At 52.8% G+C, this 23,489-nt stretch carries 21 protein-coding genes; 15 read left to right on the top strand and 6 right to left on the bottom strand.

Features of this window, described 5'->3' with window-relative positions:
• Nucleotides 1–88: 88 nt before the first annotated feature.
• Nucleotides 89–1,318 carry a nucleoside recognition domain-containing protein gene (locus ACFVYJ_RS06280; RefSeq protein WP_419415978.1) on the bottom strand — a complete coding sequence of 410 codons (1,230 nt, stop codon included), beginning with the start codon at nt 1,316–1,318 and terminating at the stop codon, nt 89–91.
• 104 nt (nt 1,319–1,422) lie between these two features.
• Nucleotides 1,423–2,286 carry a nuclear transport factor 2 family protein gene (locus tag ACFVYJ_RS06275; protein WP_419415979.1) on the bottom strand — a complete coding sequence of 288 codons (864 nt, stop codon included), beginning with the start codon at nt 2,284–2,286 and terminating at the stop codon, nt 1,423–1,425.
• 144 nt (nt 2,287–2,430) lie between these two features.
• Between ACFVYJ_RS06275 and ACFVYJ_RS06270 the strand changes: the two genes are divergently transcribed.
• Nucleotides 2,431–3,288: an AraC family transcriptional regulator gene (locus tag ACFVYJ_RS06270; RefSeq protein ID WP_419415980.1), complete on the top strand. Its 858-nt coding sequence runs from the start codon at nt 2,431–2,433 to the stop codon at nt 3,286–3,288.
• A gap of 158 nt (nt 3,289–3,446) precedes the next feature.
• Nucleotides 3,447–4,385 carry a histone deacetylase family protein gene (locus tag ACFVYJ_RS06265; protein ID WP_419415981.1) on the top strand — a complete coding sequence of 313 codons (939 nt, stop codon included), beginning with the start codon at nt 3,447–3,449 and terminating at the stop codon, nt 4,383–4,385.
• A gap of 29 nt (nt 4,386–4,414) precedes the next feature.
• Here ACFVYJ_RS06265 and uvrD read toward each other — a convergent pair whose 3' ends face one another.
• The 3 genes from uvrD to ACFVYJ_RS06250 all read right to left on the bottom strand — a co-directional run bounded on the left by uvrD (nt 4,415) and on the right by ACFVYJ_RS06250 (nt 7,960).
• Nucleotides 4,415–6,616 (bottom strand): DNA helicase II, encoded by a 2,202-nt coding sequence (uvrD, locus tag ACFVYJ_RS06260; protein WP_419415982.1) that lies wholly within the window; start codon nt 6,614–6,616, stop codon nt 4,415–4,417.
• Between the two features lie 78 nt (nt 6,617–6,694).
• On the bottom strand, nt 6,695–7,651 hold the full coding sequence (locus ACFVYJ_RS06255) for a homoserine kinase (protein WP_419415983.1): 957 nt from the start codon (nt 7,649–7,651) through the stop codon (nt 6,695–6,697).
• Nucleotides 7,652–7,678: 27 nt separating this feature from the next.
• Nucleotides 7,679–7,960 carry a DUF2782 domain-containing protein gene (locus ACFVYJ_RS06250; RefSeq protein WP_419415984.1) on the bottom strand — a complete coding sequence of 94 codons (282 nt, stop codon included), beginning with the start codon at nt 7,958–7,960 and terminating at the stop codon, nt 7,679–7,681.
• A 91-nt stretch (nt 7,961–8,051) separates the two neighbouring features.
• Between ACFVYJ_RS06250 and polA the strand changes: the two genes are divergently transcribed.
• The 4 genes from polA (at nt 8,052) to ACFVYJ_RS06230 (ending at nt 15,437) form a co-directional block, all read left to right on the top strand.
• Nucleotides 8,052–10,814 (top strand): DNA polymerase I, encoded by a 2,763-nt coding sequence (polA, locus tag ACFVYJ_RS06245; protein WP_419415985.1) that lies wholly within the window; start codon nt 8,052–8,054, stop codon nt 10,812–10,814.
• 100 nt (nt 10,815–10,914) lie between these two features.
• Nucleotides 10,915–13,653 carry a gluzincin family metallopeptidase gene (locus ACFVYJ_RS06240; RefSeq protein WP_419415986.1) on the top strand — a complete coding sequence of 913 codons (2,739 nt, stop codon included), beginning with the start codon at nt 10,915–10,917 and terminating at the stop codon, nt 13,651–13,653.
• Nucleotides 13,654–13,945: 292 nt separating this feature from the next.
• Nucleotides 13,946–14,596: a DUF5610 domain-containing protein gene (locus ACFVYJ_RS06235; protein ID WP_419415987.1), complete on the top strand. Its 651-nt coding sequence runs from the start codon at nt 13,946–13,948 to the stop codon at nt 14,594–14,596.
• A gap of 256 nt (nt 14,597–14,852) precedes the next feature.
• A complete protein-coding gene (locus ACFVYJ_RS06230; RefSeq protein ID WP_419415988.1) occupies nt 14,853–15,437 on the top strand; it encodes a GNAT family N-acetyltransferase in 585 nt (194 codons plus the stop codon).
• 30 nt (nt 15,438–15,467) lie between these two features.
• On the opposite strand, the gene yihA is transcribed toward ACFVYJ_RS06230, so the two are convergent.
• Complete coding sequence (yihA, locus tag ACFVYJ_RS06225; protein WP_419415989.1) at nt 15,468–16,118, bottom strand: ribosome biogenesis GTP-binding protein YihA/YsxC; 651 nt, start codon at nt 16,116–16,118, stop codon at nt 15,468–15,470.
• A 207-nt stretch (nt 16,119–16,325) separates the two neighbouring features.
• Here yihA and ACFVYJ_RS06220 point away from each other — a divergent pair, with 207 nt between their 5' ends.
• The 9 genes from ACFVYJ_RS06220 (at nt 16,326) to tatC (ending at nt 23,229) form a co-directional block, all read left to right on the top strand.
• Nucleotides 16,326–16,931, top strand: coding sequence for a c-type cytochrome (locus ACFVYJ_RS06220; RefSeq protein WP_419415990.1), 606 nt, complete (start codon nt 16,326–16,328; stop codon nt 16,929–16,931).
• 114 nt (nt 16,932–17,045) lie between these two features.
• The gene (locus ACFVYJ_RS06215; protein ID WP_419415991.1) at nt 17,046–17,672 is read left to right on the top strand and encodes a thiol:disulfide interchange protein DsbA/DsbL; all 627 of its coding nucleotides are present in this window, start codon (nt 17,046–17,048) and stop codon (nt 17,670–17,672) included.
• A 106-nt stretch (nt 17,673–17,778) separates the two neighbouring features.
• Complete coding sequence (locus ACFVYJ_RS06210; protein ID WP_419415992.1) at nt 17,779–19,332, top strand: GGDEF domain-containing protein; 1,554 nt, start codon at nt 17,779–17,781, stop codon at nt 19,330–19,332.
• A gap of 57 nt (nt 19,333–19,389) precedes the next feature.
• On the top strand, nt 19,390–21,027 hold the full coding sequence (ubiB, locus tag ACFVYJ_RS06205; RefSeq protein ID WP_419415993.1) for a ubiquinone biosynthesis regulatory protein kinase UbiB: 1,638 nt from the start codon (nt 19,390–19,392) through the stop codon (nt 21,025–21,027).
• Nucleotides 21,028–21,099: 72 nt separating this feature from the next.
• Complete coding sequence (locus ACFVYJ_RS06200; protein ID WP_419415994.1) at nt 21,100–21,432, top strand: phosphoribosyl-ATP diphosphatase; 333 nt, start codon at nt 21,100–21,102, stop codon at nt 21,430–21,432.
• A 3-nt stretch (nt 21,433–21,435) separates the two neighbouring features.
• Entirely contained in the window at nt 21,436–21,771 is a 336-nt protein-coding gene (locus ACFVYJ_RS06195) for a histidine triad nucleotide-binding protein (protein WP_419415995.1), read from the top strand.
• 15 nt (nt 21,772–21,786) lie between these two features.
• On the top strand, nt 21,787–22,056 hold the full coding sequence (gene tatA, locus ACFVYJ_RS06190; RefSeq protein ID WP_419415996.1) for a Sec-independent protein translocase subunit TatA: 270 nt from the start codon (nt 21,787–21,789) through the stop codon (nt 22,054–22,056).
• Between the two features lie 11 nt (nt 22,057–22,067).
• Nucleotides 22,068–22,445, top strand: a complete 378-nt coding sequence (gene tatB, locus ACFVYJ_RS06185) for a Sec-independent protein translocase protein TatB (protein ID WP_419415997.1) — start codon at nt 22,068–22,070, stop codon at nt 22,443–22,445.
• On the top strand, nt 22,432–23,229 hold the full coding sequence (gene tatC / locus ACFVYJ_RS06180) for a twin-arginine translocase subunit TatC (RefSeq protein ID WP_419415998.1): 798 nt from the start codon (nt 22,432–22,434) through the stop codon (nt 23,227–23,229). Before tatB ends, tatC begins: the two co-directional genes overlap by 14 nt.
• Nucleotides 23,230–23,489 lie beyond the last annotated feature (260 nt).

Here is a 23,489-nt window from a genome sequence, read left to right as displayed (position 1 = left end):
CGAACTCCAGTTTGTTCGTTTAAGTACGTCAATGGCGGCCACTATACGGAGCCAAGATGACAGTAATGTGACATGAAAATGCGTTTTTTCAGGCGAAAAACCAGTAGCCCACAGCGATTGCGGCGATGATGCCGGCTAGGTCAGCGGTGAGGCCGCAGGCAATGGCATGTCGGGTATGACGAATGCCTACAGCGCCGAAATATACTGCCAGCACATAGAAGGTGGTCTCGGTGGATCCCTGTATCACTGAAGCGAGGTAGGCGGCGAAGGAATCCACGCCATGGCTATGCATGGTTTCCAGCATCATGGCGCGGGCCCCCGAACCTGAGAAGGGTTTCATAATGGCGGTGGGCAGTGCATCGGCAAACCGGGTATCCATGCCCAGCGCAGCGACCCCTTCGCGTAATAACCAGATCAGGCCGTCCAGGGCGCCGCTGGCACGCAGCACACCAATCGCTACCAGCATTGCTAGCAGGTACGGAATAATCGTGATGGCGACCTCAAAACCCTGTTTAGCCCCTTCGATAAACTGCTCATATACATTGACCTTGCGCCAGTGGGCCAGCAATAGAAAGCCGATGATGGCACTGAAAATCAGCAGATTCCCGGTGAGACTGGACTGGCGTTGGAGCTCGTCTGCCCCTAGGGTGGAAAAGTAGCCAATAAAGGCCAGTAACAGGGCGACAAAGCCACCTAAATAAAGCAATACGGTGCGTTGTAGCAGGTTGATTCGTTGTACCAGACTGACCGCCAGCAAACCTGCCAAGGTGGAGCAGCTGGTGGCGATCAGTATTGGAATAAACACCGAGGTTGGATCAGCGGCACCTTGCTGCGCTCGGTATAGAAAAATAGTGATGGGAAACAGGGTCACAGATGAGGTATTCAGCACCAGAAATAGAATCTGGGCATTGCTGGCCGTGTGTTTGTGCGGGTTGAGTTGCTGCAGGTCCTGCATCGCTTTCAGGCCCAATGGGGTCGCGGCATTGTCCAACCCCAGCATATTCGCCGACAGGTTCATGGTCATGGAGCCAATCGCCGGATGGCCCTTGGGCAGTTCCGGCATTAACCGGGTAAATAGGGGGGTGACCGCCAGTGCTAGCTTATCTACCAGACCGGAGGCTTCGGCCAGCTTCATCATCCCTAGCCAGAAGGCAAGGGTGCCTATCAGGCCAATGGCCAACTCTACAGTGAGTGCCGACATATCAAAGGTGGCCTGTACCAACTGCTGGAAGATGCCAGCATTATCCAGCCATAACCACTGATACAGTGCCGCGGCGAAGGCAGCCAGGAAAAAGCTAAGCCATAATCGGTGCAGCATGGGTTCCCTTCGTATGCAATTATCTGGAACAGGCTGAGCCATCATAGCAAGTATGACCGGGTTTGGGAGTGGCTTGGCCAAACCCGGTGATGTTTTGTTGCGGTTTAGAATTTGCCGTTGTTATTTAGCCACTCTGACTGGGGAGGGATTGTCTCAATGGTATCCCAGTGCTCTACGATTCTGCCATCGGCTACCCGGAACAGATCGTAATAGGCTGTCGGGTTACCAGCATAGTTACCTTCACTGACCGTGAGCACAAAGTTGCCTTCGCCCAGCAGCATATGCATCTGGTGGTATTCTAGGGTTATGCCTTGCTCTGCCAGTGCTGCAAATGCTGTTGCTAGCCCGGCAAGGCCATCGCCAATCATCGGGTTGTGCTGTAAGTAGTGATCGCCATCAATATATTGCGGCAGTTTATCCAGTTGCTGGTTGATCAGTACGTCATTAACAAAGTTGCGTACTAGCACTTTGTTGCTATCAGTTTGTTGCAGGTCTGACAGTTCAGTATCGCCATCAAGCATACTGCGGCCGCTGGGGTTCGCTTCCGTCGGAGTGGGCTGTAGGTTGTCCCAGTGCTCGACGATAAGTCCATTCTCAAAACGGAAGATATCAAAGCCGATTTTGGGGCCGAAAAATTCATATTCAGTGTGGCTGAAAACATAGTCGCCATCTTGAAATACGCGGTGGGTATTAACCCGGGCCGAGTCAGGTGGCAGTGCCTGCAGGAGGTCGGCAAACCCTGTCAGACCATCGCCAACCGCCAGATTGTGCTGGATGTACTTTTCCGGGTTGATGTAGGCGGCGGGCGCAGGATCGCCGGTTTCGATACTTTTCAGCAGCTCGATGACCTGTTGCTTCTTATTCATGTCTTGTATACCTGTGTCGGTCGCCGCAGTGGCGGGCAGAGAACTGAGTAATGTCACGCTGACTAGGGCTGACGTGACCAGAGCGTGGGCTTTGATGTTCATATAGGGCCTCGATTAAGATCAAAAACGCTTATTTTCGTGTCATGGGAAATATGTTTAAGATCTATTGTCCATTTATAACTAGGCTTAACGAGGTTGGATTGCGGCAAACAGTGATCAAAATCGAGCGTTTAAGGGAGATGTTAGGTGGCTAATATCCGCCATACCCAGTTTCATAATGCCCGTTTGACGGCCTTGGGCGTGGAACCGCTGACGTTGTCTCAGATGCAAGCCAAGCTACCATCAGGGCCAGAACGGGTAGAGTTCTACATGCTGATGTTGGTTACGGCTGGGCAGGGCAGGCATAAAGTCGACTTTGTTGACTACTCATTACGGCCAGGGAGTCTATTGTTGGTCCGGCCCGGACAGGTTCAGGAATGGCAGCTGAACGCCTCATTGGCGGCGGAAATTATATTAGTCGATCCTGCCTCATTGCCCCACGGAGAACTGCTGTGGGCAGCCGAAGCTGATTGGCTGGCACTGGCGCACTGGCCGAACCATAGTGAGCTCAGCGCTGAGGTGTGTGTGGAAATCATGCAGGCGGTTACTGCGCTGGGTCAAGACTTCGCGCTGTTTAATGGCTCTGAGCTGGATATTGCGCTGATCAGGCATCAGCTGCTTTGCCTGTTAATTCGAGTGGCCAGGTTACAGCAGCATCAGTACGCGGGGCAGACGGATCGTTCCCGGAAGACGTATCGGATGTTTATCGACTTGTTGGAGCAGCATTATCAGTCCTGTCATCAACTGCATTTTTATGCCACTAAATTAGGTTTTGCCGAGAGTACCCTGAGCCGCGCCTGTTATCGCGCAGAGGGTTATTCAGCCAAGGCAGTGATTGACCGGCGTATTGCACTGGAAGCAAAGCGGATGCTGGTTCATAGCCAGGCCACGGTGAGTGAAATCAGTTTTTATTTGGGGTTTAGCGAAAGTACCAATTTCAGTAAATTTTTTCGCCGCCTGGAAGGGTGTACACCGCAGGTGTTCCGGCAGTCGCGAACTGCCTAGGAGGGCCCGCCTGGCTTGCGTTACAGGCTCTGTTTGCGCTTATCGAGAGCTGAAATGACAGCCAGCGACGGAGCAGGTCACCTATAGTAAATGCTGGGGCGGGTATCTCCGCTTCGTCTTGTTTTGTAACTGCCAGAACAGTGCCGCAGGAGGCTCGCATGACGACGCTTTATATCAGCCATCCGGAGTGTATCCGCCATGACATGGGTCAGGGCCACCCGGAAAGCCCTATGCGATTGCAGCGCATTGATCGTGCGGTTCAGCAGGCGCTGGCAGGTCAACTGCAGTTTCTGCAGGCACCGGAGGTCAGCCGTGAGGCGCTGCTACGGGTGCATCCTGAGGCTTACCTGCAGGATCTGGATGTGTTGTCGCCCAATCATGGGCACGCCTATGTCGATGCCGATGTGGCGCTTAATCGTTATAGTCTGGCAGCGGCCCGGCGTGCTGCCGGAGCAGCGATTGAAGCGACGTGCCAGGTGTTGAGTGGCGCAGTGGATAATGCGTTCTGTGCGGTACGCCCACCTGGGCATCATGCTGAGCGGGGTTCAGCCATGGGCTTCTGTGTCTATAACAATGTGGCGTTGGCAGTGGAGCAGGCATTGCTGGATGAAACGGTGGAGCGGGTGGCGGTGCTGGATTTTGATGTGCACCATGGCAACGGTACGGTGGAAGCCTTTCAGGACCGGCCGGAGGTACTGGTCTGCTCCAGTTTCCAGCATCCGTTTTACCCTGACCGCTTTGTACATATCGATCGGCCAAATATTGTTAATACACCGCTTCCGGCGGGAACCCGTGGCGATCAGTTTCGCCTAGCGGTAGAACGCGACTGGCTGCCTGCGTTACAACAGCATCAGCCGCAGATCATTTTTGTATCGGCAGGCTTTGATGCGCACCGGGATGATCCACTGGGTCAATTATTACTGGACGAATCGGACTTCAGTTGGGTCAGTCAGTTGATTATGGATGCCGCGCAGCGTTACGCCGGTGGTCGATGGGTAGCGACTCTGGAGGGCGGCTATAACCTGGATGCCCTGAGCCGCAGCGTGGTAGCTCAGCTTAGGGTGATGAGTGCTGAGGCTGCCAGCACCATCAGGTAAAACAGAGTTATGCTGAGTCGCTTCTGGCCTCAGGCCGGTTGCAGATTGGCAAAACCCACCACTAGCCATTTGTTGCCTTCGTAGTCGAAATTGACCTGCACGCGCGCTTTAGGGCCGCTGCCCTCAAAGCTGAGCACCGTGCCTTCACCAAACTTCTGATGCATCACACGCTGACCCAGTGCCAGGCCTGTATCAGCGTCGCTGGTTGCCATATCCTGCGCAAACAGGCTGCTGCCTGAGGTGTTGCGGCTGGAAAGGGGGCGGCTGACAGAGGCATTAAGCCGAACTTCCTGGATCAACTCTGCTGGGATCTCACGAATAAACCGCGATGGGCGATTGTAGTTGTCCTGTCCGTGCAGGCGACGGGATTCGGCATAGGTAATAAACAGTTTCTGCATGGCTCGGGTGATACCGACGTAACAGAGGCGGCGCTCTTCTTCCAGCCGGCCAGGTTCCTCAATTGACATCTTATGCGGGAACAGACCCTCTTCTACTCCCGCCAGGAATACCTGCGGGAACTCCAGTCCCTTGGCAGAATGCAGTGTCATCAGCTGCACGCCGTCCTGAAACTCATCCGCCTGGGCATCGCCGGCATCAAGAGCGGCCTGGTCGAGAAATGCGGCTAGCGGGGTATTGAAGTTCTCATCGAAATATTCATCCCACTGGCTGTTGAACTGCTTGGCAGCGGTGACCAGTTCTTCCAGGTTTTCTATGCGCGATTGGGCTTTTTCGCCCTTCTCTTTTTGGTGGTGTTCAATCAGACCAGAGTGCTGAATGACATGTTCGGTTTGTTCATGCAGCAGCACATCTTCGGTGGCGATTGCCATCTGCTCGATCAGGTCGACAAAGGCTTGCAGGGCATTGGCGGCACGCGCTGGCAGACGTTGCAGACCGAGGACTTCATGGGCTGCCCGCCACATGGTAATGCCCTGACTGCGGGCGTGTTCCCGCAATAGTTCAATGGTGCGGGTGCCAATACCCCGGGTAGGCACATTGATGATGCGCTCCATGGAGTTGTCATCATCCCGGTTACTCATCAGGCGCAGGTAGGCCAGTGCGTTTTTGATCTCCAGTCGGTCATAGAAGCGCTGCCCGCCATAGATACGGTAGGGCATGCCGCTGCGAATCAAGGCCTCCTCAATAACCCGGGATTGGGCGTTGGAGCGATAGAGGATGGCGCATTCGCTGCGCAGGTTGCCCTGATCCACCCATTTGCTGATCTGGTCGACGATAAACCGCGCTTCATCCTGTTCATTAAAGGCGGCATAAAGGGATATGGTCTCACCCTGGCCGGCTTCGGTATGCAGTTCTTTACCCAGACGTCCCTGGTTGTGGCGGATGACGGCGTTGGCAGCTTCTAGAATCGTGCTGGTGGAGCGGTAGTTCTGCTCCATGCGGATCATTTCAGTATCGGGGAAATGCTGGTTCAGATTCTGAATATTTTCAATTTTTGCCCCGCGCCAGCCATAGATTGACTGGTCGTCATCACCGACTGCCATCAATTTGCGGTCATTGCCACACAGCAGGCGCAACCAGCCATACTGAATGCTGTTGGTGTCCTGAAACTCATCCACCAGCAGATAGCGAAAACGGTCCTGATAGTGTTCCAGCAAGGCGGGGTTACGGTCCCGTAGCAGCTCCAGTGAACGTAGCAGCAGCTCGCCAAAGTCGATCATGCCACTGCGATTACAGGCTTCCTCATAGGCTTGGTACATCTGTAGCATCACCCGGTCGAATACATCGCCGTGTACCTCTACATGCTGCGCCCGCAGTCCTTCATCCTTTTTGTCATTGATATACCACTGGAACTGTTTGGCTGGCCAGCGTTTGTCGTCCAGATTCAGCTCTTTGGCCAGCCGCTTGATCAGGCGCAGCTGGTCATCACTGTCCATGATTTGAAAATTTTCCTGTAGACCAGCATCCTTCCAGTGAGCTCGCAACAAGCGGTGTGCCAGACCATGAAAGGTGCCGACCCACATCCCCTGCGGATTAATGCCCAACAGTTGCTCTATCCGGGCGCGCATCTCCCTGGCGGCCTTGTTGGTAAAGGTCACGGCCATGATGGAGTAGGGGGAGATATCTTCGGTCTGAATCAACCAGGCGATGCGATGCACTAACACTCGGGTTTTACCGGAGCCGGCACCGGCCAGTACCAACAGGTTTTTCACCGGGGCGGTGACGGCGTGACGCTGGGCATCGTTCAGACTGTCGATAATATGGGTAACGTCCATGCGGCTCTCGGTTAGGTAAAGAGTGTCGGATTATAACCAGCCGGGGCGCATTCGATAACCCTGATCAGGTCAGTGTTTTCAGGGCAGACGGGTCGGGTGGTCACGCCGGTCGATCAGAATACGTTTCATCTCGTCCGGGTTTTTCAGTTTCTGGGCGCTGTGATCCTGCAGCCAGGGGATCAGGCGCGACAGCCAGAAGCGCATGGCGGCACTGCGTGCCAGCACCGGCCAGGCGGTACATTCGCTGGAGGTGAAAGGGCGCACGTTAGCATAGGCGGTGAGCAGCGCGGTTTCCCGTATTGGGTCAACCTGCCCGCTAGCGGTGACACACCAGTCATTGGCAACAATTGCCAAGTCGTACAGTAAGAAGGCGCTGGCGGCGTTGTACAGATCCAGTACGGCGCTGATCTCGGTGCCGTTAAACAGCACATTGTCATGGAACAGATCGCCATGAATGGTGCCCTGAGGCAGGTCACTGCAGGTGTCGCGCAGGTGATCAAATTCAGCCACAGCTGCGTTAAGTAGCCGTTGATCTTCAACGGGTAGCTTAGGCATGATCAGACGGCTTTCCCGGCGCCACCAGAACACGCCCCGATGCGCCTGGCGCTGCAGGTAAAATTCCTGACCGGCGAGATGAAGTTGCGCCAGCACCCGGCCAATCGAGGCGCAGTGCGCAGGGGAGAGTTGCCCGGGACTGAGGTGCTCGCCGAAGAACCTGGGCTGAATCACCGCTGGGCGCTGTTTCAGGCGTTGCAGTCCCACGCCATGACGGTTACGGATAGCGTATGGCACGGGTATCTGGCGGTCGCTTAACCACTGACAGAGTTCGACAAAGTACGGCAATTCATCTTGGGAGAGCTCCTCAAACAGGGTCAGGACATACTGCTGTTGCTGCCCATCCAGCAGAGTGGTCAGGAAATAGTTGGTATTTTCGATGCCGCCTTCAATGCCGCGAAAATCGACCAGCTCTCCCAGCGCATAGAGGCTTAGAAACTGGCGAATGTCGTCGGCATCCAGTGAGGTATAAACAGCCAAGGTGTTACCTGTGAGTATGGGTTGTGGTTACCAGCGGAACAAAACCCATTTCGGGATCAATAGCTGGGACTCCTCGGCGCGGATAAAGTCGCCTTCACCGGGTGCTGGCACCAGATAGTAGGGTTTGCCGGATGAGGGTACCACTTTGATCTCTTTCAGCTCGCCGTTGATGCGGTATTCGTAAAAGGTGCTGTCACCATCATGAGAGATGGTGATCTGGGGTTCATTTGCTGCCGGCTCTGGCACAACTTCCGCCAGGCTTAGGGGGGCAACAACCAGCAGCAAGGCGGTTAAGAGCAGCGATTTCATGGCTATTCCTTTTTAATTCAGGCGGATTTCTTTAGACCGGTCAGTGAATCGACTATGATCGGGTGCTGAATTCACCAACACGGAAATACCGATGAGCGAACAAGGTTTTGCACCCCTCTCACCTCTTATTCTAGTCGACGGCTCATCCTATTTATACCGTGCTTTTTTTGCTTCGCAACAGGCCGACCTGCGTAATTCTGAGGGTGTGCCCACCGGTGCCATTCGGGTGGTGACCTCTATGCTGCGCAAATTGATCAAAGATTATCCACAAAGTCCGGTGGTTGTGGTGTTTGATGCTAAAGGCAAAACCTTCAGAGATGAATTGTTTGCCGAATATAAAGCCCAGCGCCCTCCGATGCCCGATGATCTGCGTAGTCAGGTTGAGCCAATCCACCAGATCGTCAAAGCCATGGGGTTGCCGATCATTGTTGAAGCGGGCGTGGAAGCTGACGATGTCATTGGTACACTGGCGCGTCAGGCCAGTGCCGCGGGCAAAGATATGTTGATCTCCACTGGCGACAAAGATATGGCTCAGTTGGTGGACCAACACGTTACCCTGATTAATACCATGACCGATACTCTGATGGATGAGGCTGGGGTCGAAGAAAAATTTGGTATTCCGCCACAACTGATCATCGATTTCCTGGCCCTGATGGGTGACAAGGTAGACAATATTCCCGGCGTGCCCGGTGTCGGCGAAAAGACCGCATTGGCGCTGTTGCAGGGCATTGGTGGCATCCAAGACCTGTATGCTAATCTGGATAAGATTGCTGAACTCGGATTTCGGGGTGCGAAAACCATGGCAGCTAAGCTGGAGCAGCATCGCGAAGCCGCAGAGTTGTCCTACCTGTTGGCCACGATTAAAACCGATGTCGAACTGCATGAAAGCATTGATGACTTTGCTAAGCCTGCCCCGGACAGTGCTGCCCTGATTGAGCTATTTAAACAGTTTGAATTTCGCAGCTGGATCCGTGAGCTGGAAGGGGCCAGCGCAGACAGTGTTTCTGCTGATACGGATGATCCAGCGCTGCCTGATGCGCCGGCCGAGGTTAGCTATGTTCAGATTCTTACCGAAGCAGATCTGGCGCCTTGGCTGGAGCAGTTGGCGGCGGCTGAACTGTTTGCTTTTGATACCGAAACCACCAGCCTGAATTACATGGAAGCTGAGCTGGTTGGCGTGTCGTTTGCCACCGAACCGGGTAAGGCCGCTTATGTGCCGGTTGGGCATGATTATATGGGTGCGCCTGAGCAGATCAGTCGCGAGCGGTTGCTCGAGCTACTGCGCCCACTGCTGGAAAGTGAGCTACACCTCAAGGTGGGTCAGCATATTAAATACGATATGAATGTGCTGGCGCGCTATGGTATCACCCTGCAGGGCGTCGCCTGGGACACCATGCTGGAGTCTTATATCCTCAACTCCACAGCGGGACGGCATGATATGAACTCACTGGCCGAGCGTTTCCTGGGTCAGAGCACTATCCATTTCGAGACGATTGCCGGTAAAGGCAAAAAGCAGCTGACGTTTAATCAGATTGATCTTGAACAGGCGGCACCTTATGCCGCTGAAGATGCGGACATTACCCTGCGGTTGCACCAGACTATTCATCAACGCCTGGCCCAGACTGCAGCGTTGTTGACCGTATTTACTGAGATTGAACGTCCATTGATTCCGGTGCTGTCGAAAATCGAACGCAACGGTGCCCTGGTGGATGCCTCTCTGCTGGGTGCGCAGAGTGTCGAGATTGCCGAGCGGCTGGTACAACTGGAACGGGAAGCGTTTGACTGTGCTGGACGTGAATTCAACCTCAGCTCACCCAAGCAGTTGCAAGAGATTCTGTTCGATGAACTGAATCTGCCGGTGGTGAAGAAAACGCCAAAAGGCGCACCCTCCACGGCGGAAGAGGTGTTGCAGGAACTGGCGTTGGAGTACCCGTTACCCAAGCTGATTCTGGAACACCGTAGTCTGAGTAAACTGAAATCAACTTATACCGATAAATTGCCGTTGATGATCTGTTCTGCCACTGGCCGCATCCATACCTCCTATCATCAGGCGGTGACTGCCACCGGACGTTTGTCTTCTACCGATCCGAATCTGCAGAATATCCCGGTGCGTACTACCGAGGGGCGGCGTATCCGGCATGCCTTTGTCGCGCCGCAAGGTTACAAACTGGTGGCTGCAGATTATTCTCAGATTGAGCTGCGCATCATGGCGCACCTGTCGGCGGATGAGGGCTTATTGCGGGCGTTCTCTCAGGGTGAAGATATCCACCGGGCGACCGCATCTGAAGTCTTTAAGACTGCCTTGTCTGAGGTGAGCAGTGACCAGCGCCGGAGTGCTAAAGCGATTAACTTTGGCCTGATCTACGGTATGTCGGCGTTTGGTCTGGCGAAACAGCTGGGCATTGGGCGTAATGAAGCGGCGCAATATATTGAGCATTATTTTGCTACCTACCCCGGGGTGCAGCGATATATGGATGATATTCGCACTCAGGCAGGTGAACAGGGTTATGTGGAAACGCTGTTTGGTCGCCGCCTTTATCTGCCCGAAATCAAAGCAAAAAACGCCATGCGCAGACAGGCTGCAGAGCGCACTGCCATCAATGCTCCGATGCAGGGCACCGCCGCTGACATTATCAAACGGGCGATGGTGCAGATCGATACCTGGCTGCAGGGTCAGCCCTTTGATGCCCGCATGATCATGCAGGTACATGACGAACTGGTGTTTGAGGTGAAAGCCGAGCAGGCAGATGCTTTTGCGGCGGAAGTCTGTCAAAGAATGGCTGCCGCAGCCGATCTCGCGGTACCGCTGCTGGTGGAAGCCGGCATTGGTGATAACTGGGAGCAAGCGCACTGAGTCTGTCCCATGAGCAGTGCATGGCTGTTCAGAATCGGCGAAGCTGATTAGCACATAATCCGGGAGGAAGCCGGCTTGAATCAAGGAGTGATATATTCACATGGAAGGTGTACATCGTCTGCTCAACGGCGGTTGGTTAGTTGTATTGTGCGGGTTACTGTCTGCGTGCAGTGATCCGGTAGACCCCTATACAACCGTCAGTAAAGATACCCTGAGTTATCAGGTCAGCTTTGTCGATTCATCACAGCAACGTATGCGGGTGGAAATGGACCTGCCGGTGGCAGATGCCAAGCACAATCTGGTGCTCAACGGCGGTGTCGCCGGTGAATATGATTTGCTATCCCTGCATGCGGTCAACGACCAAGGGCAGGAATACGGGGTGCGCCAAGAGGGTGCCTATGTCTACCTGACATCACCCGCCAGCGCCAACAGCGAACGGCTGCGGGTGATCTATGAAATGCGTATTGGCGGGCTGGGTCGCCACGGCCATCAAGGTAACTTTGATGAGCGTTTTGCCGCGTTTGATGGCCGACTTTATCTATTGCCCCAACAGCAGACGCATATTCAGCAGGTGCTGGTTCGGTTCGATACCACAGGCTTGCCCAGCAACCACCGGGTGATCAGCCCCTGGCAACCGGTGGGGGATAAGAATCTGTTTCGGGTGTCGGACTACGGTGATATCTCACTGCTCTTCAAATCGCTACGGAAAACTCTGACCGCGGTCGGTCCCTTCGAATTGCATGCAGAGCAGGTGGGCGATACTCAGGTTGAGGTATACACCTATGCCGACTGGCTGCCGGCTCAACGCCAGTCACTGACGGACACCTCGTTACGGCTGTTCCGTTATTTTAATGCGCAGTTTGGTTATGAAGTGGCAGGAGGTCCTTATCAGATCGTCTGGCATCCCACCGCTAAAGATGGCCGCAAGGTGTGGAGTGCAGTCTGGTCCAATGGCATGGCATACGAAATGGTCCCGGATAACCCGGCCGCGATGCAGCGTAACTGGGAATTGTTTGGTCACCGGGTAGCGCATCCCATTAATGAGTATGCCCCCTGGGGAATGCGCTTCGCTGAGCCGGATGAACACTGGTTTCTTGAGGGTTGGGCCAGTTATATCGAGCTGGTGGCCGGCGAACAGGCAGGTGTATTTAACGCGGATCAACGTTGGCAGCGGTTGTACCGCCGTTACCTCGATGGCGTCATTCGCAATCAGGGGTCGCTGGATTTTCCCCTGGCTCAGGAGCGTCAGATTAACGATGCCGCGACCAAGGAATTTATCCACTATACCAAGGCTCCTCTGGTAACGCGTTTGCTGGCGCACGCTATTTCGCAGCAGAACGGCGGCAGTAAAAGCCTGGAAGGTTTTATGGCAGAGATCTATGCCAGGCATCGGGGGTTCAGTGGTTCAGTAGCGTTAAAAGCGGCCTTGCAGGAGTATGCCGGGTTGGATGTGGCGACTTTTTGGCACCGGTATGTCGATTCCGACTCCCTGCTGTTGCCTCTGTGGCGGGCGCCGCAGCAGGCCGCTGCAATTCCCGCTCCTGATTTGGCTGGGTTGATCGGGTTGGCCTGCTCGCTACAGCAGCCAGCGGATCGGGCTAGCTTGACCGATTACGCTTATGTACGGCATGTGTTATCGCAGTCTGATGTGGCGCAGGGCGATGCTTATCTGAGCGAGCTGCCTATGGGACTGCGGGCCCGGTTCTTCCGCGACCGGTTGTCTGCTTATACCCAAAGTACTGTCTACCCACAGCAGCTGCCGGGCCTTGTCAGGGAAAACTGGCCGGCGGAGATAGTTCAGTTGCAACACCGCCTGACAGTGATGCAGCAGCAGGCTCTGGCTTCGCTTAACGAGGTATACCTCAAAGGTTATCGGCTGGGTTCGAAAACCCAGAGTGGTTTAGCGGTAGACCTGTCTCGCAGATTATTTACCGGTGGGGCAGGGCGGATTGCACTTAATCTGTTCTGGTTAAAAGATGGTCATAAGGTACGTTATCGGGTGCTGAAGTCTGGCGACCTGGTGTTTGAGAAGGTACGTCCGGTTAAAACGGGTTGGGCAACGACATTGACCTATTTTAGCCTAGCGCCTGCAGGTGACGGCGATGGTATTTACGCCGGTCCCGGAGATTATCAAATTGAGGTCTGGATTGAAGATGAAACCTCGCAGCGGTTAGCCTCTCTGCCGTTTCGGCTGGAGGAGGCGGCAATAGTTAATTTGGCGTTAGGCACTGAGCGTCTAACAGCGCAGGATATTTCGGCTTATCTGCTAACCAGTGCAGCGGTGGAGCAGCCCTCAGTCGGGGCGGCGTATCGGCAACTTTTGGCAGCCCAGCAGGTGTTAGTAACGCCGGTTGCGATTGCTGACCTGCATCAGGCCAAATTGCAGCAACACATTGACCAGCAGCTGTGGCGGCAATGGGCGGAAGGTAGACTTAATCTGGTAGAGTTAACCCCGTTGCAGCAACAATTTGAGGCAATTTTGACAGCGCTCTCAGGTCAACCGGAATGGATAGATGCAACACAGCTTATGTCGGCAAGGTTGACTGCTGAGGCGTATCAAAACCAGCCTTGCGATCAATCAGTATTTGCCAAAGACAGTTTGCTTCGTCTGACATTGACGTACGCTAACCGGCACCAGAGAGAGTTACATTTCAGCCTGCAAAACGTACAAGGGGAAGTGGTTTGGCAGAAACAGCGACGTTCCCTGGCCAAATACTCCACCTACTGGGTCGATATTGGCCCGATACCTGCCATGTCTGCTGGCCGTTATCAGCTGGTGGTCATGGATCAAGCACAGCACGCGGCACCGATATTCACGCGTTGGCTTTGGGTGTACTAAAACCGGTTAAATTTTACCCACAGAACGGGAACTTTTCCCGAACTGTGGGTTCTCAACTTTGAGAGCCGCGTCTGTTCTTACGCCATAAGTGGTTGCGGTTCTTATGATAATAAGCATGCATTGAAAGCCCTGAGAAACATGTCGTTCCCCTTCCCCCCGTTCTCTCAGGGCTTTTTTTTACCCTTATGACTGAAACTCATCCGCTTAGTGACATTCCGTATAAATTTTAATCAATTATTTTCCGTATTCGGTCGACTATAGTATTTATAGTGAACTCAAACAGGTGGCAGGCATGAACGTCGATAAAGCAGGAAACTTTGGTACGTACGTTAATCAGGAGCTTAAGCCGAATAAGGTACAGGGTGAACCGTTTGGTCAGGCGGTATCTCAAGCAGCTCAGGAACGAAATGCCCTGCGTAAGGCGGAGTCCGTAGCTGAAGCAGAGCCCTCTGCTGATTTGCAGCGGGATCAGGCTATTATTGATGCGACCTTTGGTGACGTCACGTTCAGTGCCGCTAATGAGCCTTTGGCACTGACACTGAAGACCGCGATTGAGCAGATCAATGAAGTGTTGGCGGAGGATGTTGGTCCCAGAGCGATAGAGACCAGCGTCGAGTCAGGGGCGGATTTTACACCTGAGGCGACCGCAGAACGGATTGTTTCGCTCAGTACCGCGTTGCTGGAACGTTATGCGCAGGCAAACCCAGATCTGGAGGGTACCGAACTGGTTGACCAGTTTGTCTCTGTAATCTCTGGAGGTATTGAACAAGGTTTCACTGAAGCCAGAGATATTCTGACTGGACTGGGGGTGCTGGAAGGGGATGTTGCCACTAATGTCGATCGAACCTATGACCTGGTGCAGGATGGCCTGCGTGCTTTCTTAGAGACTAATGGCGGTACCGTTGTCGAGGAGTCGGACGGCACTGAAGCTCCGTCTGCATAGCCGAGTTGGCTTGTCGCAACACTGGCTCGCCCCAGTAACTGCATAGATAAGAGCCGCCATGTGCGGCTTTTGTACAGCTGTTTAAGAATATTTCATCCATGCCCGGGCTATCAAGTAAAGGTTATTAGTAAGCTGGATAAGCCTGGTTTGGTGAAGGTAGTGATGGTGGGCTTCCCCTTTTTTTCACGCCATCTGGCAAGGGTGTACTCAGGGTGCAGAGCTGGGTATACCGGGATGCTACGAGGTTGTTAACCTGATGCATATTCAACGCGCTGCCAAACAGGACGCGACAGATCTAGCCCAACTGCTGAATCTGGCGGGCGAGAGAATGCCGGCATACCTCTGGCGTGCTATGGCTGCGCCGGGTCAGAACCCGATGGAGGTGGGGGCAATGCGCGCTGCCCGGGAAGAGGGCGGATTTAGCTATAGAAATGCCAGGGTCTGTGTTTCGCAAGCAAGTGTTCAAGGCATGATTGTCTCTTACCCGCAGCCGGACGCTTTCACGACGGAGGGTCTTGATAATTATCCGGACATAGTCAGGCCACTGGTGCGGTTAGAAGCCGAAGCTCCGGGCAGTTGGTATATCAATGCGGTTGCGACCTTTGAACAGTATCGGGGGTTGGGTATTGCGCAGATGCTGATGCGAGAGGCTGAAACCAAAGCAGGTTCGGTAGGGGTGTCGGAAATGAGCCTGATCGTGGCATCAGAAAACCGCCGGGCCAAGGATCTGTACGAACACCTGGGGTATGTCGAGATCGCAGCATTACCTGTCGTTCTCTACCCGGGATGTATGCATGGCGGCGATTGGTTGTTAATGACCAAACAACTGACCAGAGGATAACCCCTGGTATTGGTCTGGCCGGTTGTTGGTTTATCCCTCTGATTCGCTGGCACCAGGTTGTTCTTGTGGTGGCAGTAACCACTGGTTAAGGCGCTGTTCCAGAGTTTCGACGCCCTGTTTTTTCAACGCGGAAAACAGCTGTAGTGAGACATTGTCACCCAAGGCTTCTTTCAGCTGCTTTTTCAGTTTAAGCAGGGCGCTCTGTGCCGGACCCTTTTTCAGCTTATCTGCTTTGGTTAACAGGACATGCAGTGGCATGCCTGATGCCTGACACCACTGCACCATCATTTCATCAAACTCTTTCATCGGATGGCGCACATCCATGACCAGTACCACGCCCTGCAGGCACTCGCGCTGCTGTAAGTAATGGTCAAGGTGTCGCTGCCAGTGTTGCTTCATTTCCAGCGGCACTTTGGCATAACCATAGCCGGGCAGGTCCACCAGGCGGGTGTCTTCAAGGTTCAGATCGAAAAAATTGATAAGTTGGGTGCGGCCAGGGGTTTTCGAAGTGCGGGCCAGCTTGCTGTTATTGGTCAGGGTATTGATGGCACTGGATTTGCCGGCGTTGGAGCGTCCGGCAAATGCGACTTCGGCACCACGATCGGTGGGGCACTGGTCAAACCGCGCGGCACTGGTGGCATAACGGGCACTGTTGTAGTGAAGAGGGCGCTTATCTGACATTTGTATTTGACCGGTGGTGGGGGACACGACTAAAGGAAAAGAGATTATCGTTCCAGTTTGTGTGGATATTAGTTTATAATTGCCGCCAATTTTACCCGCGATCGGGCAAATGTCCTAGTGCGCTGGTTATTAAGTTTAAACAATCCATGCCATATGGCACACGGGTTGACTACAAAATTCTACCTTTTCAAAGAGTCTGGATGTGTCATGAATAAACTACTGATCACTCTTTTGGTTGCCGTTGGTATCTCTGGTGTCGCTCACGCAGCGGGTGACAAAGCTGCAGGGAAAGAAAAATCAGCAGTATGTGCGGCGTGTCACGCAGCAGATGGCAACAGTGCCATTGCTAATTTCCCGAAGCTGGCGGGTCAGAACGACAGTTACCTGATCAAGCAGATGCAGGATATCAAGTCAGGCAGCCGTCAGGTTGTTGAAATGACGGGTCTGCTGGATAACCTGACTGATCAGGATCTGGCCGATATCGCGGCTTACTTCTCCAGTAAAACCGGTACTGTTGGTCATGCGGCTAAAGATCTGGTTGCGCAGGGTGAGAAAATTTACCGTGCGGGTATTGCTGACAAGGGTGTTGCTGCATGTACTGCTTGCCACGCACCGACTGGTCAAGGCAACGCACAGGCAGGCTTCCCTGCGGTGGGTGGTCAGCACGCGGCCTACATCGAAAAACAGCTGAAAGCCTTCCGTGTTAATGCGCGTAACAACGACCCACAGGGCATGATGCGCGATATTGCGGCTAAGCTGAGCGATGCCGAAATCAAGGCGGTTTCCAGCTATATTCAAGGCCTGAGTAAGTAAGTTCAGCTCCGGTTAAAAAAAGGCAGCTTAGGCTGCTTTTTTTATGTTCTGTTTCCAGAACTTATGCTGTAGTGGGCTGTCCATGCTGGCAGTATAAATTCAAGGAGTATGATAATGATTAAAAAACTGGGCGTGTGTCTATTAGTGATGCTGTTGCCACTGTCATTACAGGCGGCAGAATTTAAAGAAGGCGTGCATTACATCAAGTTGCCGCAGCCGGTACGAACTGCGGACCCGAGTCGGGTTGAAGTGGTTGAGCTGTTTGGTTACACCTGCCCCCACTGTAATAATTTTGAGCCGGTACTGGAGCATTGGCAGAGCCAACAGCCGGAATCGGTTAAATTTGTCCGGGTTCCTGTGGTATTCAGTAAAACTTGGGAGCCTTATGCGCGGGCCTATTATGCTTCTGAATTGCTGAAAACGCTGGATAAGACGCATCAGGCAACCTTTGATGCTATTCATATCCAGCGCAAACGGCTGAGTAATCAGTCAGTGATCAGTTCTCTGTATGGTGATCTGGGCGTAGATACAGCGGCTTTTGATAAAATGTATAACTCATTTGCTGTGAGCATGAAGCTGAAGCAGGGTGAATCCAAGGTGCGTGGTTATGCCATTACCGGTGTGCCCTCTATGGTAGTAAACGGCAAGTACCGCATCACGGTGGACACCGCTGGTGGTCAGAAAGAGATGCTCGATGTGGTGAATTTTCTGGTCGAGAAAGAAAGCCAGATCCAAAAGTGACCCAAGCGAGTATGAAATGATTGGGTTTGTTTCCTTATTAGAGTCTGGTTGATCTAAGATAGAGTCAGCGTTAGTGCGCTTCATTTCAAGTTGTCAGGACTGCTAAGTGGCTTCCCAAGAAGACTGGAAAGAAAAATATCGTGCTTTGTCGCTTGAGCTAGAGTGTAATGCTCAGTCAGGAACAGAGTCAGCCCAGGTTCTTCGGCAGCTGTTGATGCAGCTCGGTATCGCTGTCGCAGGCGAGGATGCTGAGCTCGATAAAGAGATGGCGGCCCTGCGAGCCTGCCTGCAACAGGGTACCAGCCCAGATACCAATCTGCTGACTTTGATCCAGCCGCTGGAGATGCAGTTGCAGCGGTATGGCCAGGATCGTAGTGCCAGTGCCCGGCAGGCGGCGGCGGCGCTGGAAAAATGGCTCAAGTTGCTGAAAGGGGATGGCAAAGCCAGCCATAAGCGTCTGCAGCTGATAGAGCAGAAGTTACCGGAAATTTCAGAAAGCCTGCAACGGCTTGGGCCATTGCTCGAAGAGCTGGTGGAATACCTGCTACAGCAAACCCGGCCACTCTCCTCCGAAACGGTCGCAAGCCCCGCCCCGCAATTTGTGACGGAGGGCGATGTTGCGGGTCTGCTAAGTCAAGTGCGGGATGAGTTCAGACAGCTGCTGACACGTATTGCTATTTCAGATGCCGGTAAACTTAAAGCGGATCAGCTGCTTCAGCATCTGGATAAAGGCCTGTCTCTGCCAGAGCTGCCTAATTGGGTCAGCCAACTCGCGCAATTGATACTGCAACTGCCTCAGGGGCCCGGAGATGAATTCGAGCGGTATCTGATTGAGATCAGCGAACGACTCGCCGAGGTGCATATCAGTGTTGCGTCCTATCGTAAAATACAGTCGGATGGTTCCGACAGTCAGTCATTGCTGCAGTCTGAGGTTAAACAAAATGTAGCTGAGATCACCTGTGCGGTTAAGCAAAGCCATGATTTGGTCCAGCTGAAAACGGTGATTTCTGAACAACTGTCCGGCCTGGAAGCGAGTATGACTGCGTTCTGGAGTCGTGAACAAGCGCGCACGGATGAAATGGAACGCCTCAATGAAACGCTGACAAGTAAGATTCAGTTGCTGGAAAGCGAAGCAGGTAAGGCTAAAAAACATATGGAAGCGGAACGCGCCCGCGCGCGCACCGATGCTCTCACTGGATTACCGAACCGTGCCTCTTATGAGGATCAACTGGAGCAGGAGTTCCAGCGCTGGTTGCGCTATAAAGTTCCATTTTCAATTGTGATTGGTGATATTGATCATTTTAAGCGGATCAATGACAGCTTTGGGCATCTGGCGGGAGACAAGGTTTTACGGCTGGTGGGTAAGCTGATTAAAACCAAATTGCGCACCACTGACTTTGCTGCGCGTATTGGTGGCGAAGAGTTTGTCATGATCCTGCCATCCTCGGAAAGCGATGGTGCGATGCAGGCGGTTGATAAGTTGCGCGCGTTACTTGAATCTAGCCCGTTTAACTTCAATGGTAAGCCGGTCAATGTCACCATGTCATTTGGTGTGTCGCAGGTAGAACCGGATGATTCAGAGGAAACGCTGTTTACCCGTGCGGATCAAGCGCTCTATCAGGCAAAAGCCGATGGACGAAACTGCATTCGTTCGAAATAATAGCCAGCGTTCAGTGGCAATTGACCAACCCGATTATAAAGACAAGGTTTCTCCCTAGTGCGACGTATTACCCGTAGCCTGAGAATTGCTCAGGTGTTTGCTTATTACCGCCTGGATACTCTGTTCCGGGAGCTGGCACTGCCCTGGTATGCCCGTGCGTTGTTTTGGCTGCTGCCCTGGCGGCTATTTATCTTTGCGCGCAGGCCGCAAGCCGAACGTTTACGGCTGGCACTGGAAGATCTGGGCCCGGTATTCATAAAATTTGGTCAGATGCTTTCCACCCGGCGGGATTTGTTGCCGGATGATATTGCCGATGAATTAAAGAAACTGCAGGACGACGTACCTCCCTTTTCGGGTCAGCAGGCGCAAGCGCTGATTGAAAGAGCCCTACAGCAACCGGTTACTGAGTTATTTGCTGATTTTGACGTATCGCCATTGGCGTCGGCTTCTGTCGCCCAAGTGCATCGGGCGACGTTGAAGAGCGGCCAGGATGTTGTCGTTAAAGTCGTTCGGCCAGGCATTGAGAGAACCATTCGTAAGGACGTTGCGCTACTCTACAGTTTGGCATCGTTGGTACAGATGCTATGGAAAGAGGGGCGGCGGTTGAGGCCGGTGGAAGTAGTTGCCGAGTATGAGCAGACAATTTTTGACGAGCTGGATCTGCGCAAAGAGGCGGCTAATGGCTCACAATTAGGCCGTAATTTTGCGGGTAGCGATATTCTCTATATTCCTGAGATCTACTGGGATTATACCCGCACCAACGTGCTGGTCATGGAGCGCATTCATGGCATACCGGTGGCGGATATGGCGCAACTGAATGCGCAGAATACCAATATGCAGTTGCTGGCCGAGCGTGGCGTCGAAATCTTTTTTACTCAGGTGTTTCGAGACAGCTTCTTTCATGCGGATATGCATCCGGGGAATATCTTTGTCTCCCGGGATAACCCCTCCAGCCCGCAGTACATTGCTGTGGATTTCGGTATTGTGGGTTCGTTATCACCTGAAGATCAAAGCTATTTGGCACGTAATTTCCTAGCATTTTTTAAGCGTGATTACCGACTGGTAGCACAGCTGCACGTGGACTCAGGTTGGGTGCCACCGAACACCAATATTGATGCCTTCGAAACCGCAATTCGCAGTGTGTGTGAACCCATTTTTGAGAAACCGCTTAAAGAGATCTCATTCGGGCATGTGTTATTGGGGCTGTTCCAGACGGCGCGGCGCTTCAATATGGAGGTGCAGCCGCAATTGGTCTTGCTGCAGAAAACATTGCTAAATATAGAAGGCCTGGGGCGTCAGCTGTATCCGGATCTGGATCTTTGGAAAACCGCCAAACCGTTTCTCGAAGATTGGATGAAACAGCGGATGGGGCCACGTGGTGTGTATCGTGCTATCAAGCAGCAGGCACCAGACTGGCTGGAAAAAATGCCGCATATGCCGCAATTGGTGTTTGATGCGTTATCCCAGGTACGTCAACTGGATGATAATCGGCTGCGTGATCAGCGGGCCTATCAGGCCGCTTATCAGGCATTACAAAGTAAACAGCGTCATCGCAACCTGCTGGGTGCAGCTCTGGTGCTGTCAGCAGCCGCTCTGGCAGAGCCAGCAGTGTTTGACTGGCTTGCTGAGTTGCCGCTGAGTAGCTGGCTGATGGCTGCTGTAGGGCTGTTTATATTGATGCGCCGGCCGGGATAGTAATGGGATAGCGCTGCTATAACGCATCCGTTATGCTTCAATCTTTGATACACAGCTAAGTGATTAATTGCGATGAGTGATGTACTAGCGCGCCTGGGTGAGGTGCTTGAAGAACGAAAAAATGCGGCACCTGATAGTTCTTATGTTGCCAGCCTGCACGCCAAAGGCCTGAACAAGATTTTGGAAAAAGTGGGCGAAGAAGCCACCGAGACTATTTTGGCCGCAAAAGATGCTCAGCACAGCGGAGATAATCATGATCTGATCTATGAAACAGCAGATCTCTGGTTTCATAGCCTGGTGGCACTATCGCATCTAGGCGAAAACCCGCAGGCAGTGCTGGATGAATTGGCGCGACGGTTCGACCTTTCCGGTCTGGAAGAAAAAGCCTCTCGCAGTAAGCCCTAACGGATGTCAGCCTGTGTTTTTTGCCGCATTGCGCGTGGCGAAGTCGTCGCTGATGTGGTGTACACAGATGATCAAATACTGGCGTTTAAGGATCATGCACCCAAGGCGCCGGTACATTTATTGGTCATTCCGCGGCGACATGTTGCCAATTTGGCTGAACTGACACCGGCGGATGCGGATCTAATGGCACATATCATGCTATGTATTCCTGAAATAGCAGCGCAGGCTGGTTTGAACTCAGGCTTTCGCACCATTACCAACACGGGTTCTGGTGGCCGGCAGGAGGTCTACCACATGCATTTTCATATACTGGGCGGCGGCAGACTGCCGGCCATGTGACAGAGGAGAGATTGAATGGGACTGGGTGGAATTAGCATTTGGCAGTTGTTGATAGTCTTGGTGATTATCATCCTGATTTTTGGCACCAAAAAGTTCAAAAACATCGGCACTGACTTGGGTGGCGCGCTTAAAGGCTTTAAAAAAGCCATGAATGACGAAGACAAAAAACAGGAAGATGAAGCAGAACCGGATACAGTTGCTGCTAAAACAATAGACAAACAAGATGCAGATTTTGAGGCGACGGATAAAACCGCTCAGTCGCAGGATAAGCCGGTTGATAAATAACAGACACCCCCATGTTTGATATAGGCTTTACAGAGCTACTGATTGTCGCAGTGGTGGCACTCATTGTCCTAGGTCCGGAAAAACTGCCAATGGCGGTCCGCACTCTGGGGTTATGGGTTGGTCGCATTCGTCGGTCTGTTGCCAACATTCAGTCGGAAATCAGCGAAGAGCTACGCCTGGATGAGTTGAGACGTCAGGCATCAATGGAAAAAGATGAGCTTGAACGTGAGTTGAATGAAATGCGTCAGCCGTTTCAGCCAACCCCCGATGTAGAACGTGAAGCTGCTCAGACTGATGCTACGCGAGGCGCGGCACAGCACGCCCCGTCAGTCGATGCCTCTGCTACCGATAAGCCCGCAACTAAAGACGAGCAGCATGAGTCAAAATGAACACGACATGCCTGATGAAGGGCAGGATCAGGAACAGCCGTTAGTCAGTCATTTGGTTGAGTTGCGCCAGCGGTTAATGCGCATTTTACTGATTATCTTTGTGCTGTTTCTGGCAATGTTTTATTTTGCCAATGATCTATATACCTATCTGTCTCAACCATTGACTGCGTTGTTGCCTGCCGGCACCAGTATGATTGCGACTGATGTGACGTCACCATTTTTCGCGCCCTTTAAGCTGACGCTGGTGCTTTCTATACTGCTGGCGGTACCGTTTATTCTTCACCAGATCTGGGGTTTTATTGCGCCGGGCCTGTACCAGCATGAAAAGAAGATGGCGATTCCGTTACTGGGGTCCAGCATTATCTTATTCTATGCGGGGGTGGCATTCGCTTACTTCGTAGTATTCCCGCTGATATTTGGTTTTTTTACCAGTGTCGGGCCGGAGAATGTTGCGGTGATGACAGATATCAGTAGCTATCTTAACTTCGTTCTCAAGTTATTTTTTGCTTTTGGTATCGTATTTGAAATTCCAATTGCTACCTTGCTGTTGATCTGGACTGGCGCAGCAACCGTTCAGGGTCTGCGTCAGAAGCGGGCATACGTCCTGGTCGGCTGTTTTGTTATTGGTATGTTGCTCACGCCGCCGGACGTTATTTCGCAAACCTTATTGGCGTTGCCAATGTGGCTGCTGTATGAACTCGGAATCCTATTGGGTTTGCTGTTGGTGAAACGTCCTGCTAATGATGACGCCATGGCGGAAGACGAAGATAGCCGCAATATCTAAAGCCGCCGTAGCGTATTCTTCCTGCTTTTTCCTCTAAGCCTGTTGACCTTAATTCTGTGCGGTGTAGAATGCGCCTCCCTGACCGCTACAGGGCAGTGTTTATCTGCCGGTGGGGTTTAGGATTAACCGCTGTAAACAAATGAAATTGTTTATATTTTGTGCGTTTTATGTGGTGTGAAGTTAGCGTTATGTACGGTGTGATAAATTGTCACAAAGGGTAAAAATAACGGTTGACTTTGAAGGGGCGGGAAGTAGAATAT

The sequence above is a fragment of the Pontibacter sp. JAM-7 genome, assembly GCF_048548695.2.
GTDB lineage: Bacteria > Pseudomonadota > Gammaproteobacteria > Pseudomonadales > Balneatricaceae > Neptuniibacter.
The sequence above is the reverse complement of the archived record's forward strand: the minus strand, read 5'-3'. Positions and strand labels throughout refer to the sequence as shown.